The sequence below is a fragment of the Acinetobacter sp. MF4642 genome, from assembly GCF_002018925.1.
Classification (GTDB): domain Bacteria; phylum Pseudomonadota; class Gammaproteobacteria; order Pseudomonadales; family Moraxellaceae; genus Acinetobacter; species Acinetobacter johnsonii.
Genome location: NZ_MVON01000035.1, coordinates 15,105 through 30,943 on the forward strand (window position 1 = coordinate 15,105; position 15,839 = coordinate 30,943).

Sequence of the window (15,839 nt, forward strand, 5' to 3'; positions counted from 1 at the left end):
TTTAAAAAATCCTTAGATAGAGTCGTTTAAGGTTTGCTCGGTGCAACCCAAACGGTACTTTGAACTTGAATGTGTTTCGGAATGAGCTGGACTTGTTGGAACAAATCCGCAATTTGTTGTTGTGCTTGCACCACCTCAGGCGTCAGGGTTTGAATTGGTGAAGGCTTCAGACGTTTGTCGATGACGCGTTGGGCAATAGAGGGCTGTAAACCCGTACTTTGGGTATAGACCGAAAGTGCCTGCGTTTGGTTTTTTAGCACCCATTGATCTGCCAAATTTAGCCCGTGAATGAACTGAGCGGTGGCCTCAGGATAGGTCTGAATGAACTTGGGGTTACCAATATAAAAAGAATAGGTTTGTGGAAATTCCGTGCCATCAATCAAGACGTTGGCATGTGCATCTTGCTCTGCTGCACTGAGGTAGGGTTCCCAAATGGCCCATGCATCTATGGATTGTTTATCAAACGCGGCACGTGCATCCGCAGGCGGCAGCCAAATCGGTTGAATGTCCTGCCAACTGAGCCCTGCTTTTTGTAGAACTTTCGCCAGTAACTCATGCGCGCTTGAGCCGCGTTGAACCGCAATCCGTTTGCCTTTTAGGTCTTGAATTGAATCAATGGGACTGTTTTTAGCAATCAACAGCGCTTGAGCATTGGCTGGAACTTGCTCATAGCCGACGTAGCTTAGCTCTTTGTCAGCAGCTTGAGCAAAGATCGGTGGGGTATTGCCCACAGAGCCAAAATCAACTGCACCGACGGCCAAGGCTTCTAACATTTGTGGGCCAGCAGGGAACTCTTTCCATTCAATTTTGGCTTGAGGAAATTGTTGCTCAAATAATTTTTGCTCACGTGCGACCAACAGGTTCAAAGACGACTTTTGATAGCCAATCGACAGGGTTTTAACTGGATCTGCTGCCTGCTTTTCAGAAGTATTTGTTGCTGCCGTGTCTTGCTTTTGGCATCCCCCGAGTCCAAGACTCAAGGTGACGATACCAATACTGGAAACTGTTTTAAGTGTTTTCATAATGATCTCGTTATTTTTGTTTAATAATGGCAGCGTCAATATTCAGCTGGTTTGGAATGAGTTTTTGTTGATAGAAAGCATCCGCAACGTACTGCTGTTTTTTTGCGACTTCGGCTGAAATGGGTTGAACGCCAAAGCCCATACGACCAATCGAGCTTTGTAAAATGTCTAAAGACAAGCCTGTCGGTTTTTCTAACAATTTAGCTGCCTGTTGTTGATTTTGTTCGACCCACTGTGTGGTGGTGTTGAGTTCATTCACGACTGTTTTTAAAACTTCTGGATGGGTTTCGGCAAACTTACGATCGGCCAAATAGAACTGATGATTACTGACTAAGTTTTCTCCGGTAGCAATCACACGTGCTGAGATTTGGTGTTCAGCGGCAGCAAAGAAGGGATCCCAAATGACCCATGCATCGACTGCACCTCGTTCAAACGCAGCACGTGCATCTGATGGGGGTAGATAGACTGCTTCAATATCAGAAAGTTTGAGGTTATTCGCTTCTAATACTTTAAGTAGCAGGTAATGCACATTTGAACCTTTGTTGAGTGCGATCCGTTTGCCTTTTAAATCTTGAATGCTCTGAATCTTTGAGTCTTTTTGTACGATCAGTGCTTCTGCTTTAGGTGCAGCAGGTTGGTTGGCAATGTAAACCAAGTTCGAATTTGCAGCTTGTGCGAAAATTGGAGGCGCTTCACCTGCTTCACCAAAGACCACACTGCCGACATTTAAACCTTCGAGGAGTTGTGGACCTGCAGGAAACTCGACCCATTTGACTTGGACATTTTGTGCTTTAAGCACCGTTTCTAAAGTGCCACGCTCTTTGACGATGGGCAAAATGCCATATTTTTGAAAGCCAATATTCAGTGTGACGGTTTCAGCTTCTTTTTTCCCACATCCAGATAACATCATGGCACCCACGACTGCTGCAGAAAGAACGCTTGTTTTGATCCAGAACTGTGCTCGAGAAGTGCTCATGTGTTTCATAACTCCAAATAAATAAGGTGACTGAGTTGGTGAACACATACGCTAATGGGCATTTCTTTTCAGAAAAAATAAGAAATCGGGCTTTAGACATGAAAAAAAAAGATAAAAACAAAAGTGCAAAACTTATGTAAAAAACAGCAATATAAAAAACATAAAATATAAAATTTATTGAGATTAACTAATTGATATTTATTATTTAAAAGGTATTTTTATTTTTGGAATAAGCTTAGTCTTTCACGCAATATAGATTTGAGCGATTTTTGCGGTGTTTTCTCGATAAAGATATGAGAAATAAAGATATCCATAATCCTGCAAAAGCCACTTAAAGTGGCTTTTTAAAGACGAGTGAGTTGCGCTGATAGTTGTATAAGGCTTGGCGTGCATTGGGAAGTTCATCTACATTGGCCGTTTCAAAGCCATGTTCTAAGAACCAATGTGCAGTACGTGTGGTCAGTACAAACAACTGTTGAATGCCCATACTGCGGGCTTTACCTTCGAGATAATGCAAAATTTGGCTGCCACGATTAGATTTGCGATAGCTAGGATCGACTGCGACACAGGCAATTTCGGCACTGCGGATTTCACCCTCTGCCGCTGGTAGTGGGTAAAGCGCAGCACAGGCCAAGATCATGCCATCACGTTCAATCACCGCAAATTGCCCAATTTCGTTTTCGAGACGTTCACGTGAGCGATAAACCAAAATGCCTTCTTCTTCAAGTGGGCGTAATAGGTTAATCAACCCGCCGACATCTTGAATGTTGGCCATACGGACTTCTTCATAATGGGCGTCGGTAATCATGGTGCCCGAACCATCACGCGTGAAGAGCTCCTCAACCAAGGCACCATCATAAGCATAGGAAATCAGATGGACGCGATGGACGCCATCCGTCGAGGCTTTTTTGGCACCGCGTAAATGCAAGGCAATGTCTGGATTCGAATCTTGGTATTTCTCAATTTGTGCATCGAGCTTGTGTGGCGAAATTTCGCGTTGCAACTGACCATGTTCATTGAGCAGACCATGTTGTTTGCCCAAGAAAATCAGTTTATCCGCTTTAAGATGAATCGCTGTACGGGTCGCCACTTCCTCTGCCAGTAGGTTGAACACTTCGCCTGTGGTGGAATAGCCAGTTGGTCCGAGCAGCACAATATTGTGATTATCCAAATGGCGTTGAATGGCATCGGTATCGACCGTACGAACTTCGCCGGTTAACTGAAAATCGACCCCATCGCGAATGCCATAGGGCTTGGCTGTAACAAAATTCCCTGAAACTACATCAATGCGTGCACCATACATCGGTGAGTTGGCCAACCCCATCGACAGTAAGGCTTCAATTTGCAAACGAATTGAGCCTACCGCATTCATCACGCAACTTAGGGATTCTCGCGTGGTCACGCGGCGATGTTGATGAAATGGCGTTTGTATCTGGCTTTGTTTTAAGTTGTGGTTGATTTGCGGACGCGCGCCATGCACCAAGATCAGGCGAATCCCGAGTGAATGCAGTAAGGCAATATCGTGAATAATATGTTGAAAGTTATCATGCTGAACTGCTTCACCATCAAACATGATTACAAAGGTTTTATTACGGTGAGCATTGATATAAGGCGCAGAATGTCGAAACCAATGCACATACTGCAAAGTTGTACTGTGATGTGTTTCGATGGAATTTTCGTGCATGCCTGTCTCAAAATGAACTGCTTAGAATGATTTTAATCAAAAAATGCAGAAGAGGAAGTCTTAAATAGAAAAACACCTGAAGCAATGTTCAGGTGTTCAATCGGTTTTGCGACACCAGCCAGAATTAACCGATAATACGTAGGATACGGTTATTGCGTTCATTGACTAAAACATAGTCACCATTGACCTTATACCACTGTTGGTAGCGCCCAGTGTTGGGTAGGCGACGTGCTTCTCGATCACTGACATGGTAACGTGATGAATCATAGCCACGTGGCAAAGTTTGACCTGAGCGCCAGTCACGGCTTGGATTGACACGTTTGTTTTGGTAGCGGTTGTCATTGTCCCAACGGCGGTCATCGCGATGATCCCGACCAGAGTCATGATCATGCGAGCGGTCATAGTACTGTGGTGCTGCCATTGCAGATGTAGCCATGAGTGCGCCTAAAGAGAGTGTGATTGCAGTCAGAATTTTTTTCATTGCTTTCATCCAGTATGAGTCTTGTTTCGATCATTCAAAATTAGCGAATAACTCTAGAGAAAACGTGAGGGCTATTTAGGTGAATTGTGAAATGTATGAAGAGACTGAGGAGAGTGTTGTTTTTCTGCAATGCTTACAAACTAAAGCTTTGGCGCATAAAAAACCTGAAACAACGCCCTCCATGCTGTGCCTGACTGTGGTCTCTTAAGAGGAGTATGCAGTCGTGCTAAAGCGGGTGAAAGGGTGTTGATTCAGGTCTTAATAATAATGTCGCTGAATTGTACAAAATGAAGCGTAAATTAAAGCCCCATAATCCGCAGAATATTGTTGCTGTCTGCGTCGACTAAGATGTAGTCATTGTTGATTTTGTACCACTGCTGATTTCGGTTTGGCTTTGGAAGGTTATGGTCTTTATATTCGACTTTATAGCCGTTACCACGGTAATGCTGTGGCATGACATAACCTTGTTGCCATTTATGCTGTTGTAAACGTTTGACACCGCGCTCTTCGCGCATACGTCGACGATCTTGTTGATCGTCATCATCTGAATCGCGAAAGTCACGTCCGCGTGGCTCATTACCATAGCGTGGATGATCGTAGTCAAACTGAGGGGCAGCAGTACTGAGACTGCTTGCCATCAAAGCACTGAAAGAGATTGCCAATACTGTCAAAATCTTTTTCATGTTGAATCCTCATTAAGGTAATTTCATTCTTTCCTATAATGTACGAAAAAAATGCAGAGAAACTGTGAAGATGAATTGGGTATTTATTAACAAATGCAGAGATATTAAGAAGATTATGCCCAATTCTAAGCCTGAATTAAATCATCAATTGCGCCAAAGTCCAAAGCAAACAGTCTGTATCTTCTGATTTTTGACTCATTTTGAGGGCTCAGATCCCCCTTTGTCAAAGAATGCATAGAGCATTCTTTAATTCCACTGCTGCGCCAGATGTTGTAATGAACGGATTGAATGAACCACTGCTTCAGCTTGGCTGGCATCCTCTAAAGCACCAATCAGGCTATCGGGGAGTTGTAAATTATGGATATGACGAATGGTGTCATGTTTACGTTGCAAATCAGCCATGCTGCATCCTTATTTTCAATTTTTGATCAATCAGAATGATAAATAGGAAATATTGATCTTAAAAACCGAATATTTTTATTAAAATAATTTAAAAATACGATTTAAAATATCGAGCTAGCCAAGCTGAGTTTTCAACTTGGCTGATTCGGCTTAATAAGCGTAGTTGAGGTCGGTATAATCACTCAATGACTTCTGCACATGCGCTTGGATAAATTCACGTACATCTGCTGTGGTCATCGGTTCACCATTTTTACTGATGGCATGCTCAATGTCGGGTTGCCCCTCAATTTTGATGCGATAAACAAAGCTTTTCTTGGCTTTGTATTGTTCATCATCCTTGGCAATGACCGTGACGTAGTGATAGCTATGTTCAAAGTTCAAGTCGGTATGGGCAAAAACAAACTGGTCGAAAAGTTTCAGGGTGGCACCATTTTCCAGCGCTTGAAGTTCCTCCACAATACTGGCTTCAAACTTCATCCCATATTTTTCTGAAATGGGTTGTTGGTCAATCAACAGGCTAACCATACCATCTTCAGTGGGTTGTACAGTGATATTGCTCAAGTCCGTCATGGCATATGCTTCAAAAATGGAGTTGGGCATCAGTATCCGCAAAAATTGAAAAAAGACAACCTTTTCAGAACTTGAGATCATGTTGCAGATGACAAAGCTTCAGTTTGATACATAAAAAAAGGAAGCCGAAGCTTCCTCTTGAGTGACACATTTTAGTCTTGTGCATCAATACTTTGACCATTCATATGTAAACTATCATCGCCCATCAGGTACAGGTAGGCAGGCATGATATTTTCAGGCGTTGGCAATGTTTTTGGATCTTCATCGGGATAGGCTTTAGCACGCATTGCAGTGCGCGTAGCTCCCGGATTGATACAGTTAAAGCGGATATTCGGTGAGGTATTTTCTTTAGCAAACAGTTGGCTGACCGCTTCAATCGCGATCTTAGACACCGAATATGCGCCCCAACGTTCACGCGTTTCACGCCCGACACCTGAGCTGGCAAAAACCACGGAGGCATGCTCAGATTTTTTCAGGAGTGGCATTAACTCTTGAGTCATAACGAATGGCGCACGCAAGTTGACGGCCATGACATCATCCCAGACATCGACAGGATAATTTTCCAGTTCAGTGCGCTCACCTAAAATGCCTGCATTATGCAAAATACCATCTAGGCGCCCAAATTGGCGTTCTAAGGTGTCGACCAGTAATTCATAATCACGAGGAGAGGCGCTCGACAGCTGCAAGGGTAAAATTGCAGGTTGCGGCGCACCTAAGCCTTCAATTTCATCATAAATGACTTCGAGCTTATTTAAGGTACGCCCATGCAGCACCACAGTTGCGCCGTGTAGGGCATAACTTAATGCAGCAGCACGACCAATACCATCGCCCGCACCTGTAATTAAGATGATGCGATCTTTGAGCAGATCGGGGCGAGGTTGATATTCTGAATATTTCATCATTACCTCCTCGTTATTGTGATTTTTTAATTGTGATCAAGTCAGTGAATTGGACGGTATAGTTTGACTCACAAGAGACTGAATAACATCGTCCAATTCAGCCACAGTCTTCACTATACAATCTGCTTGCCACGCTGTTAAGTCATCTTTGTGCGCGAATGGTAAATAACCATAAGCGGCCAAAATGGTATACATCTGCGCGTTACGACCCGCATCGATGTCACGTGGATGATCGCCGACATAGATACAGTCTTGAGGTGCAGTCGCGATGTGCTTGGCAGCCAAATACATCGGCTCAGGATCAGGCTTGGTCTGCGAGACATCCTCTGGGCAGACTAAAACCGCACAGCGCTCTGTCAAATTCAGCGCGTCTAATAATGCTTCACTGAGCCAACGCGGTTTATTGGTGACGATGCCCCAAGGAATCTCTTGGTTTTCAAGTTTTTCAATAAGTGGATACATGCCCGAAAACAGGTCAGTATCTACTGCAATATCGGCACCGTAGGTGTCTAAAAAACGCTGACGATGTGCCAGAAAAATCGGGTCTTCGACGGTAAGTTCTGGATAAACCAATTTCACCATCGCCCGCGCACCTTCAGAGACTTGGCTACGGATTAGGTCTGCATCGACCACAGCGACGCCTTTTTCACGGCACATGTCTTGAATAATGCGAATAAAGTCGGCGGCAGTGTCGATCAGTGTGCCGTCAAGGTCAAATAAGACGGCTTTCATGCAGTACCTTCTTTGACGGTATAGACCATGTAATTGACATCGACATTCGGCGCTAACCAATAGCGTTTGGTCAATGGATTGTAATGTAAACCCGTCATGTCTTTCAGTTTGAGCCCTGCGCCGCGAATATCATGTGCCAGTTCAGAGGGCTTAATGAATTTTTGATAATCGTGGGTGCCTTTGGCTAACATGCGCAGTACATATTCAGCGCCAATAATAGCAAACAGGTAGGCTTTGGGATTACGGTTAATGGTGGAGAAGAATACATGACCGCCTGGTTTCACCAGTTTATGGCAGGCTGCAATGATTGAGGCAGGATTGGGCACGTGTTCCAACATTTCCATGCAGGTCACGACATCGTATTGTCCTGCTTGTTCTTCTGCGAGCTGTTCAACTGGAATTTGGCGATATTCGATATGCTCAACACCTTCTTGTTCTGCATGTAAACGCGCCACATTCAGGGGGGCTTCGCCCATATCAATGCCGAGCACATCTGCACCACGACGTGCCATACTTTCAGCTAAAATTCCGCCACCACAGCCGACATCAAGGACTTTTTTTCCACTGAGTCCACCTGCATGTTCATCAATCCAGTTAAAGCGCAAAGGGTTGATCATATGTAAAGGACGGAACTCCGAGTGCTGATCCCACCATATGGCAGCAAATGCTTCAAATTTGGCAATTTCTTGTGGATCAACATTCAGTTGCGACATCGTCGGCACCTCAATTTAAGTCATGATATTTAAAACGTTCAATAGGGCTTAGTGTAGCGTTTATTCTAGAAAAAGCGATAAAAGCCTGAAAAAAGTTCACAGAATGAAAACGAATTTGGCATATTTGATTTATAGTATTTGCATAAACTTATCATAATGATTTTGAGGACAATAAGTTCAATGAAAAAACTCCTTTTGAGTGGCTTAGCAACCGCTGTTTTCGCTATTTCTGGTAGTGCATTGGCTGCAAATTTTGTGGCAGGTCAGGACTATATCGTCGTACCAACACCTGTACAGGTGGAAGTGCCAGGAAAAATTGAAGTCCGCGAATTCTTTTGGTATGGCTGTGGTCACTGTTTTAAACTTGAACCCCATATGCAGACTTGGTTGAAAAAACTACCGAAAGATGTGCGTTTCGTGCGTACCCCAGCAGCCATGAATCCAGTGTGGGAGCAAGCGGCGCGAGCTTATTATGTGTCTGAGGCCTTGGGTGTACGTAAAAAGACCCACTTGACTTTATTCCATGCCATTCATGATCAAAATCAACCGATTCTAGAGCAACCTGCTTTAGCCAAGTTCTATACTCAGTTTGGTATTCCTGAAGCGAAATTTAACAGCACTTATAAATCATTTGCGATCACTTCAAAAATTGCCCAAGCACAAGATTTGGCCAAGCGTTATCAACTCAGTGGTGTTCCTGCGGTGACGGTGAATGGTAAATATATTGTGCAAGGTGAAGATGCTAAAGTGACTCAAGTCGTGGATTACTTGATTGAAAAAGAACGTGCTGCAAAATAAGCTGAATCTGTTTGTAAGTCCTTATTCAGTTAAAAAAGCCTGCTGATGCAGGCTTTTTTATGCGTTAACGATGTTTATTGCACACTTGATGCAGGTTGTAATAAATCCTCATAACGCAGCTCAATTTTTCTTAAGGTTTTTAAGCGCCAAAGTTGATGGCGGGCTTCGGCTTCATAGCCATTAAAGGCCAAGAGTTTGGCAAATTTGGTCAAATCATAGGGAATCGGGTAGTTCAGCACCATTTCCTCATAGTCACGTATTTGCTCAGGGCTGACTTTGCTGTATGGATTTAACTGAATCCATTCAATGCGGCGGTTAAACTCCGACAGCAGTAAAATATGATCGTGATTGGTGAACTTTTCAGGGGTGTGTTCATAACGAGAAGCTTGATTCAGCTTTGGTACCATCAACTCATAGTCACGAATAATCAGTGCGACCAAGACCACACAGACAGTAAATGTGATCGGCATGGCAAAGCTCGGTAAAGTCCACGTTTTCACTTTTTGCTGGGATTGAATGATCCCTAGAATCAACCCGAGTGGTAGTAAGAAATAAGCATAGAACAACGGGAATTCAAGCATACCGTGAATCAGTAAAGCGCCGACCATCAGAAGGCCAATCACAGATTCGAGCGATGTCGCATGCTTTTGCAGTTGATAGCCCCAATAACTGAGATAGGCAAAAAATGGAATCGCAATCACTAATCCATTCCACACAATAAAGTCGAGAATGAAGTTGTGCGCACTTTTCACCCAAACGGGGCCTTGGAACTGATCACTGATTAGGGTGTAAGCCACACTGGTTTGATGCCAACCATAACCTAACCAAGGTCGCTCAGCAATGGCATGGAGCATCTGTTGCCAAATGGCAAGACGTGACATATCGCCCGTTGCTCGCGCAACTGCATCACGGGTTTGGGTCACTTCGACATTAGACAACTGAGCCAACAGGTGATTGAGTTGTGGAATAAACGCAGTAAATGCAATGAACAACGCAAACCATGCGAGGGCACTATACCACTTCAGTTGAATCACACCTTTGTACTGCTGATAGAGCAAATACAGCAGTACACAGATACTTGCGACCCATGATGTGCGGGACTGACTCAGGGCTACCGCAAATAACATCAATGCAGCACTTGCGCACAGCAGAATCGAGTTGAATTTTTTCTTTTCAAATAGGTACAGTGTGCCGAGTAAGGACAGCATCAGAAAGCTTGCCATATTGTTCGGCTGAGCAAAGTTGGCATAAGGACGATCGCCTTTTAAAGCGGTCATGCCAGGAATGTACTGTTCAATATTGAGCCATTGGCAAGTGGCGATGACCGCTGTCACCAGACCGACCGACCAAAATACACTACACAGACCACTAAATAATTGCTCACGTTCTAAGGGTTTTTGGCTCAGATTAAAGCCTAAAACCATACTCAACCAGAATGCAAAGATATATAAGCCACACATCAGTGCTTTGCTGAAAAAGAACAGCTCGCCAAAACCGTACTGAATGAAGGGCACGAGGCTCAACAGCAATAGCGGCAGACTCACTTTCGGGAGCAAGAGTTTTTCTTTTAAAAATAAGGCAGAGAGTGCAAATAAAGATAAAAATGCAAACAATTCACCTGTATAGGTGACCCAAGGTCGATAATGAATGGGCAATAGCCATGCCAAGGCAATACAGACACTCGCCGCTAAAAAAAGAAAAAAACGCATAGGAGCTACAGATGAAAAAACTGGCTCTATGATAGTGAAAAAGCATCCAAGTTTGAGTAAAGTGCATTAAAAATTTTGTAATACACCAAAATTGCGTCTGCGAACGGCTTAATGCAAAGTCGGATTGGCGTGTTTGGTTTGAGCAGATGGTCGTTGCCAATTGGAGATTCCACGGAACATGAGTTGAATCTGCACGATGGTTTGTAGTTTAAATTCAGCCTGCTGCTGTTGGAGTTTATCGGGAGCCACATCTCGACTCAAACCAATCCAGCGCATGGCCCAGTTAAAAGAGGCATCCATTAAAATATTGGCCAATACTTTGAGGTCTTCGCTGTCATGAATATGTTGCATGCTTTCAATACGGGTTAATTCATGGGCGAAGTCATCGATTAAAAAGGCAATTTCTCGCTCAACGGCTGCACGGATCAAGGCTGACCCACCCCAGCGTTCTCCAATCAAGAAAATCCACTGTTCAGGATGTTGCTCTACAGCATGAAAAAATAAGTCTAGACTATGCTCAATCGTGGCATGTGGCCCATAAACATAGCTTTGTCCCAATTGGGTTAACATACTTTTGATGTGGAGCGCCGCTTGATCGACCAGTTCAAGTCCTAACTCATCCAAATCATTAAAGTGGCGATAAAACGCGGTCGGTACTAAACCCACTTGGCGAGTGACTTCACGGAGACTAATGCGAGCAAAGGAACGTCCCGAGGTGCTGAGTTGTAATGCAGCATTCAGCAAAGCTTGGCGGCTTTGTTGTTTACGCTCTTCCCGAATCGACATAGATGATTGCCTCAGCCTCTTTTAAGCTTCAGTTTAACAAAGAATATGGATGGGTAGGGAAGCAGGTGATCAATTACAAATGCAATGCAGTCAGACAAATGCTTTGGGTCTGCTTCTGCTATACTATGCGCCAACCTATTAAGTCAGATGAAGGGCGTATTATGCGTATCGACCAACGAACATTAGATCAATTACGTGATGTCACCATTACTCGTAACTACACACGTTATGCGGAAGGTTCGGTATTGGTTGAGTTTGGTCATACCAAAGTTCTTTGTACGGCAAGTATTGATAACTCAGTACCACGCTTTTTAAAAGGCAAGGGTCAGGGCTGGGTAACCGCTGAATATGGCATGTTGCCGCGTTCGACGCATACCCGTAGTGACCGTGAGGCTGCGCGTGGTAAGCAAAGTGGTCGTACTCAAGAAATCCAACGTTTGATTGGTCGTAGTCTACGCGCCATGGTGGATTTAAAAAAACTCGGTGAAAATACCATTACCATCGACTGTGATGTGATTCAGGCGGATGGTGGTACACGTACTGCTGCGATCACCGGTGCTGCGGTGGCCCTCATTGATGCGATGAACACATTGCTTGAGAAAAAGAAAATTAAGCAAGATCCATTAAAAGGCTTAGTGGCTGCAATTTCAGTCGGTATTTTCCAAGACGAAGTACTTTTAGACTTGTGCTATGAAGAAGACTCAAACTGCCAAACGGATTTAAACGTGGTCATGACCCAAGCTGGCGAGTTTATTGAAATTCAAGGCACGGCAGAAGATAAACCCTTTACCCGTGTACAGTGCAATGCCATGTTAGAAATGGCGGAAAAGGGCATTCAAGAATTGGTGAAAAAACAGCAGCAAGCACTGGGCTGGTAAGTTTTAACCCAATAAAAAACGCACTTGAGAGTGCGTTTTTTATTGGGTGTGGATTGAATGCGAACTACTAGAATTAAGCATTAAAACGCATAGAAAGGTCGACTGCTTTGACATCTTTGGTCAATACACCCATCGAAATATAATCCACGCCTGTGCTTGCGACTTCACGTAAATTGGCAATGGTGATATTCCCTGATGCTTCCAATTTACAACGTCCTGCAACATGCTTGACCGCATCAATCATTTGTTGCTGGCTAAAGTTGTCTAACATCACGATATCAGCTTGGGCTTCCAATGCTTGCTCTAATTCCGCCCAGGTTTCAACTTCGACTTCGACAGGTTTGCCTGGGGCAATTTGATGCGCTTTGGCAATGGCTTGGGCGATGCCGCCTGCCGCCATGATGTGATTTTCTTTAATTAAAAAAGCATCGAATAAGCCTAAGCGATGGTTTTGACCGCCGCCGACTGCGACAGCATATTTCTGGGCAATACGCAGACCCGGTAGGGTTTTACGGGTATCGAGCAACTTGGTGTTTAAGCCATCCAGTTGTTTGACATATTCCGCTGTTTTGCTGGCTACAGCAGATAGTGTTTGTACAAAGTTGAGTGCAGGGCGTTCAACCGTAAGTAAGCTGCGTGCTGAACCTGCCAGTTTAAAAATGGTTTCATTGGCAAAAACCAGATCGCCATCGTTTTTTAGCCACGTGATTTGCACACTGGAATCAAAAGCCGCAATTAATGCATTGACCCAAGGTTGACCTGCAAGAATCATATCTTCACGGCTAATAATGGTCGCAGTCGCTTGTTCATCTTCAGGTGTTAAAAGTGCTGTAATGTCACCATTACCGATGTCTTCTTGTAATGCCTGTTGAATATTCAGTTGAATAGATTGTTCAAGCAGTTGCTGCGATATGCTCATCCGATTGTCCGTATCTTTATAGAAGCCATGAAAATTGCGCAATATATTAGCATTTTTCCTGAAAAAGGCGTGAAAATTTCAAAATCAAACGCTGAGCAATTTGAGAAATGACGGGGAAAGATTTAGCATGAGAGACATTAAAAAAGATTGCCCAAAGGGTGCAATGGGTTTGAGGAATAAAAATATGCAGGTCATTCCGTCGTTTCAAGTGCAAGCAGGGCAACTGCTGGGAGCGAGACAAATTTCATCGCCTAATTTTAACGCACGTCCTGATGATACTGAGATTCAACTGATTGTCATCCATAATATCAGCTTGCCTCCCTCCCAGTTTGGCGGTGGCTATATTGAACAATTTTTTCAAAATCAATTGGATTGGTCAGTACATCCATATTTTCAGACTATTCAAGGCATGCAAGTCTCAGCGCATTTACTGATTTTAAGAAGTGGCGAAGTCTTACAATTTGTCAATTTTAATGACCGTGCATGGCATGCAGGACGCTCAAGCTATTTGGCCAAGAAAGAGTGCAATGATTATTCGATTGGTATTGAGCTTGAGGGCAGTGATGACTTGCCTTTTGAAGATGCCCAATATGAAACATTGTTACACGTGACGGCCTGTTTACAACAGGCCTATCCTCAAATTCAGCAGCATTTGGCGGGACATTCCGATATTGCACCAGGACGTAAGACCGATCCAGGCCCATTTTTTGATTGGTTAGACTATCGAAATCGTTTGCAGCAGTTAAAAAGTCAATGAATTGAGAGTCGACAACAACATTAAACAATCAAATATTCGCTGAAGTTTCATTACAATAGCGGCAAATGAAAAACTAGGTGGATACGATGGCGCTGTGGCGGTCAACCGTAATTGTAAGTGCAATGACCATGCTTTCTCGGGTCTTGGGTTTGGTACGAGACATTGTCTTACTAAATGTCTTTGGTGCGGGGAAAGATTTCGATACCTTTGTGGTGGCCTTTCGTATACCGAACTTCTTCCGTCGGCTATTTGCTGAGGGAGCATTCTCACAGGCGTTTATTCCAGTACTGACCGAATATAAAACTGGGCGTACCCATGCGGAAGTTCAGATTCTGATTAGCCGTGTCTTTGGTTGTTTAATGACGGTTATGACGGCTTTAACCTTCATTGCCATGGTTGCAGCTCCAGCGGTGCTATATATATACGCACCAGGTTTCCATGCCGATCCAGAGAAGTTCGACCTCGCGGTTTCAATGTTCCGCCTCACCATTCCTTATTTATTGTTTATGTCGTTGACGGCATTTGCCAGCAGTATTTTAAATAGTTATGGTTCTTTTGCTTCGCCCGCCTTTTCACCGGTATTGCTGAATGTTGCGATGATTGCTGGAGCATGGTGGCTGACGCCGTATATGGCAGAACCGATTATGGCACTCGGTTGGGCGGTGATTGCTGCGGGTGTATTGCAACTGGCGATCCAAATTCCTGAACTTTGGCATAAAAAGTTACTGATTCCGCCGAAAGTTGATTTTAAACATGAAGGGGTGGATCGCATCATGAAATTGATGCTGCCTGCGCTATTTGGTGTTTCTGTCACGCAAATCAACTTACTCCTGAACACTATTTGGGCTTCGTTTATGCAAGACGGTTCAGTGTCATGGTTGTACAGTGCGGAACGTATGACTGAATTACCTTTGGGCTTGATTGGGGTAGCGATTGGTACGGTGATTTTACCCGCATTGTCGACCCGTCATGCAGAGCAAGATATGTCGAAGTTTCGTGGCATGATGGATTGGGCTGCGAAGGTCATTGTTTTAGTGGGGGTGCCAGCGAGTATCGCGCTGTTTATGTTATCGACCCCCATTATTCAGGCCCTGTTCCAACGCGGTCAATTCACCATTGAAGATACGCAAATGACGGCTTTGGCGCTGCAATGTATGAGTGCTGGGGTGATTTCATTTATGTTGATTAAGGTCTTTGCACCTGGGTTTTATGCGCAGCAAGACACCAAAACGCCAGTCCGTGTCGGTTTAATGGCCGTTGCCGCAAATGCGATTTTAAACGTGGTGTTTATTGGCTTCTTTAAACTGATTGACTGGCAGGCAGAGCATATGGCTTTAGCTTTAGCTTCTTCGGGCTCTGCACTCGTGAATGCGGGGATGTTGTATTTCTATCTACACAAGCGCGATATTTTCCGTTTTGGCGCACACTGGAAAAAACTATTTATCCAGTTTGGTATTGCTAACGCCATGATGATTGCGGCATTGTGGTATGCATTGACTTGGTATAATGGTGAAGTTTCACAATGGATCCGTGTTGCAGAAGTGCTCGGATTGTGTGTGGTGGGTGTCGTGGCTTATGCGATTGGTTTGCTCTTTACTGGGTTTAGACCACGTCATCTCAAACATGAAGCATAAAACAAAGCAGTACTTTTTTTATATTGCAAGCAAAGTGCGTAGTGAACCGTACCGGGTTTGTCGGAGACTTTTTTATTTAAGTTAGGCCACCTGACCTAACGGGTTAATCTTATCATAGTACATTGCTTCAAACTCAAAAGGCGATACATAACCCAGTGCACTGTGTACACGCTTTTTATTGAACCAATATACCCAG

18 protein-coding genes are annotated in these 15,839 nt (G+C 44.0%); 4 read left to right on the top strand and 14 right to left on the bottom strand.

What is annotated here, in order from left to right; all coding sequences use genetic code 11:
* Positions 1-26: 26 nt before the first annotated feature.
* The 10 genes from MF4642_RS14380 to ubiG all read right to left on the bottom strand — a co-directional run bounded on the left by MF4642_RS14380 (position 27) and on the right by ubiG (position 8,162).
* A complete protein-coding gene (locus MF4642_RS14380) occupies positions 27-1,022 on the bottom strand; it encodes an aliphatic sulfonate ABC transporter substrate-binding protein (RefSeq protein ID WP_078426659.1) in 996 nt (331 codons plus the stop codon).
* 10 nt (positions 1,023-1,032) lie between these two features.
* Positions 1,033-1,998, bottom strand: a complete 966-nt coding sequence (locus MF4642_RS14385) for a sulfonate ABC transporter substrate-binding protein (RefSeq protein WP_078426660.1) — start codon at positions 1,996-1,998, stop codon at positions 1,033-1,035.
* Between the two features lie 331 nt (positions 1,999-2,329).
* Entirely contained in the window at positions 2,330-3,682 is a 1,353-nt protein-coding gene (argA, locus tag MF4642_RS14390; protein WP_078426661.1) for an amino-acid N-acetyltransferase, read from the bottom strand.
* Between the two features lie 124 nt (positions 3,683-3,806).
* Positions 3,807-4,163, bottom strand: coding sequence for an RcnB family protein (locus MF4642_RS14395; protein WP_078426662.1), 357 nt, complete (start codon positions 4,161-4,163; stop codon positions 3,807-3,809).
* Positions 4,164-4,462: 299 nt separating this feature from the next.
* Complete coding sequence (locus tag MF4642_RS14400) at positions 4,463-4,846, bottom strand: RcnB family protein (RefSeq protein ID WP_078426663.1); 384 nt, start codon at positions 4,844-4,846, stop codon at positions 4,463-4,465.
* Positions 4,847-5,092: 246 nt separating this feature from the next.
* Positions 5,093-5,248: a hypothetical protein gene (locus MF4642_RS17000; RefSeq protein WP_162841319.1), complete on the bottom strand. Its 156-nt coding sequence runs from the start codon at positions 5,246-5,248 to the stop codon at positions 5,093-5,095.
* Positions 5,249-5,398: 150 nt separating this feature from the next.
* Positions 5,399-5,818, bottom strand: coding sequence for a hypothetical protein (locus MF4642_RS14405; protein ID WP_078426672.1), 420 nt, complete (start codon positions 5,816-5,818; stop codon positions 5,399-5,401).
* 152 nt (positions 5,819-5,970) lie between these two features.
* The gene (locus tag MF4642_RS14410; protein WP_005401600.1) at positions 5,971-6,717 is read right to left on the bottom strand and encodes a YciK family oxidoreductase; all 747 of its coding nucleotides are present in this window, start codon (positions 6,715-6,717) and stop codon (positions 5,971-5,973) included.
* A gap of 36 nt (positions 6,718-6,753) precedes the next feature.
* On the bottom strand, positions 6,754-7,449 hold the full coding sequence (locus MF4642_RS14415) for an HAD family hydrolase (RefSeq protein WP_078426664.1): 696 nt from the start codon (positions 7,447-7,449) through the stop codon (positions 6,754-6,756).
* Complete coding sequence (gene ubiG, locus MF4642_RS14420; RefSeq protein ID WP_078426665.1) at positions 7,446-8,162, bottom strand: bifunctional 2-polyprenyl-6-hydroxyphenol methylase/3-demethylubiquinol 3-O-methyltransferase UbiG; 717 nt, start codon at positions 8,160-8,162, stop codon at positions 7,446-7,448. The genes MF4642_RS14415 and ubiG overlap by 4 nt, the downstream gene beginning before the upstream one ends.
* A 180-nt stretch (positions 8,163-8,342) precedes the next feature.
* On the opposite strand from ubiG, the gene MF4642_RS14425 reads away from it, so the two are divergent.
* A complete protein-coding gene (locus tag MF4642_RS14425; protein WP_004684194.1) occupies positions 8,343-8,960 on the top strand; it encodes a thiol:disulfide interchange protein DsbA/DsbL in 618 nt (205 codons plus the stop codon).
* Positions 8,961-9,034: 74 nt separating this feature from the next.
* On the opposite strand, the gene MF4642_RS14430 is transcribed toward MF4642_RS14425, so the two are convergent.
* The gene (locus tag MF4642_RS14430) at positions 9,035-10,669 is read right to left on the bottom strand and encodes an O-antigen ligase family protein (protein ID WP_078426666.1); all 1,635 of its coding nucleotides are present in this window, start codon (positions 10,667-10,669) and stop codon (positions 9,035-9,037) included.
* Positions 10,670-10,777: 108 nt separating this feature from the next.
* Complete coding sequence (locus MF4642_RS14435) at positions 10,778-11,455, bottom strand: TetR family transcriptional regulator (RefSeq protein ID WP_078426667.1); 678 nt, start codon at positions 11,453-11,455, stop codon at positions 10,778-10,780.
* 161 nt (positions 11,456-11,616) lie between these two features.
* Between MF4642_RS14435 and rph the strand changes: the two genes are divergently transcribed.
* Complete coding sequence (gene rph / locus MF4642_RS14440; protein ID WP_004684198.1) at positions 11,617-12,333, top strand: ribonuclease PH; 717 nt, start codon at positions 11,617-11,619, stop codon at positions 12,331-12,333.
* A gap of 73 nt (positions 12,334-12,406) precedes the next feature.
* Here rph and nadC read toward each other — a convergent pair whose 3' ends face one another.
* Complete coding sequence (gene nadC / locus MF4642_RS14445) at positions 12,407-13,252, bottom strand: carboxylating nicotinate-nucleotide diphosphorylase (RefSeq protein WP_078426668.1); 846 nt, start codon at positions 13,250-13,252, stop codon at positions 12,407-12,409.
* Positions 13,253-13,436: 184 nt separating this feature from the next.
* Between nadC and ampD the strand changes: the two genes are divergently transcribed.
* Together ampD and murJ are read left to right on the top strand one after the other, a co-directional pair.
* Positions 13,437-14,009 carry a 1,6-anhydro-N-acetylmuramyl-L-alanine amidase AmpD gene (gene ampD, locus MF4642_RS14450; protein ID WP_078426669.1) on the top strand — a complete coding sequence of 191 codons (573 nt, stop codon included), beginning with the start codon at positions 13,437-13,439 and terminating at the stop codon, positions 14,007-14,009.
* 77 nt (positions 14,010-14,086) lie between these two features.
* On the top strand, positions 14,087-15,643 hold the full coding sequence (gene murJ, locus MF4642_RS14455; RefSeq protein WP_171262528.1) for a murein biosynthesis integral membrane protein MurJ: 1,557 nt from the start codon (positions 14,087-14,089) through the stop codon (positions 15,641-15,643).
* Positions 15,644-15,724: 81 nt separating this feature from the next.
* On the opposite strand, the gene MF4642_RS17400 is transcribed toward murJ, so the two are convergent.
* On the bottom strand, positions 15,725-15,839 hold a 115-nt coding region (locus MF4642_RS17400; protein WP_413772799.1), incomplete at its 5' end, for an IS3 family transposase.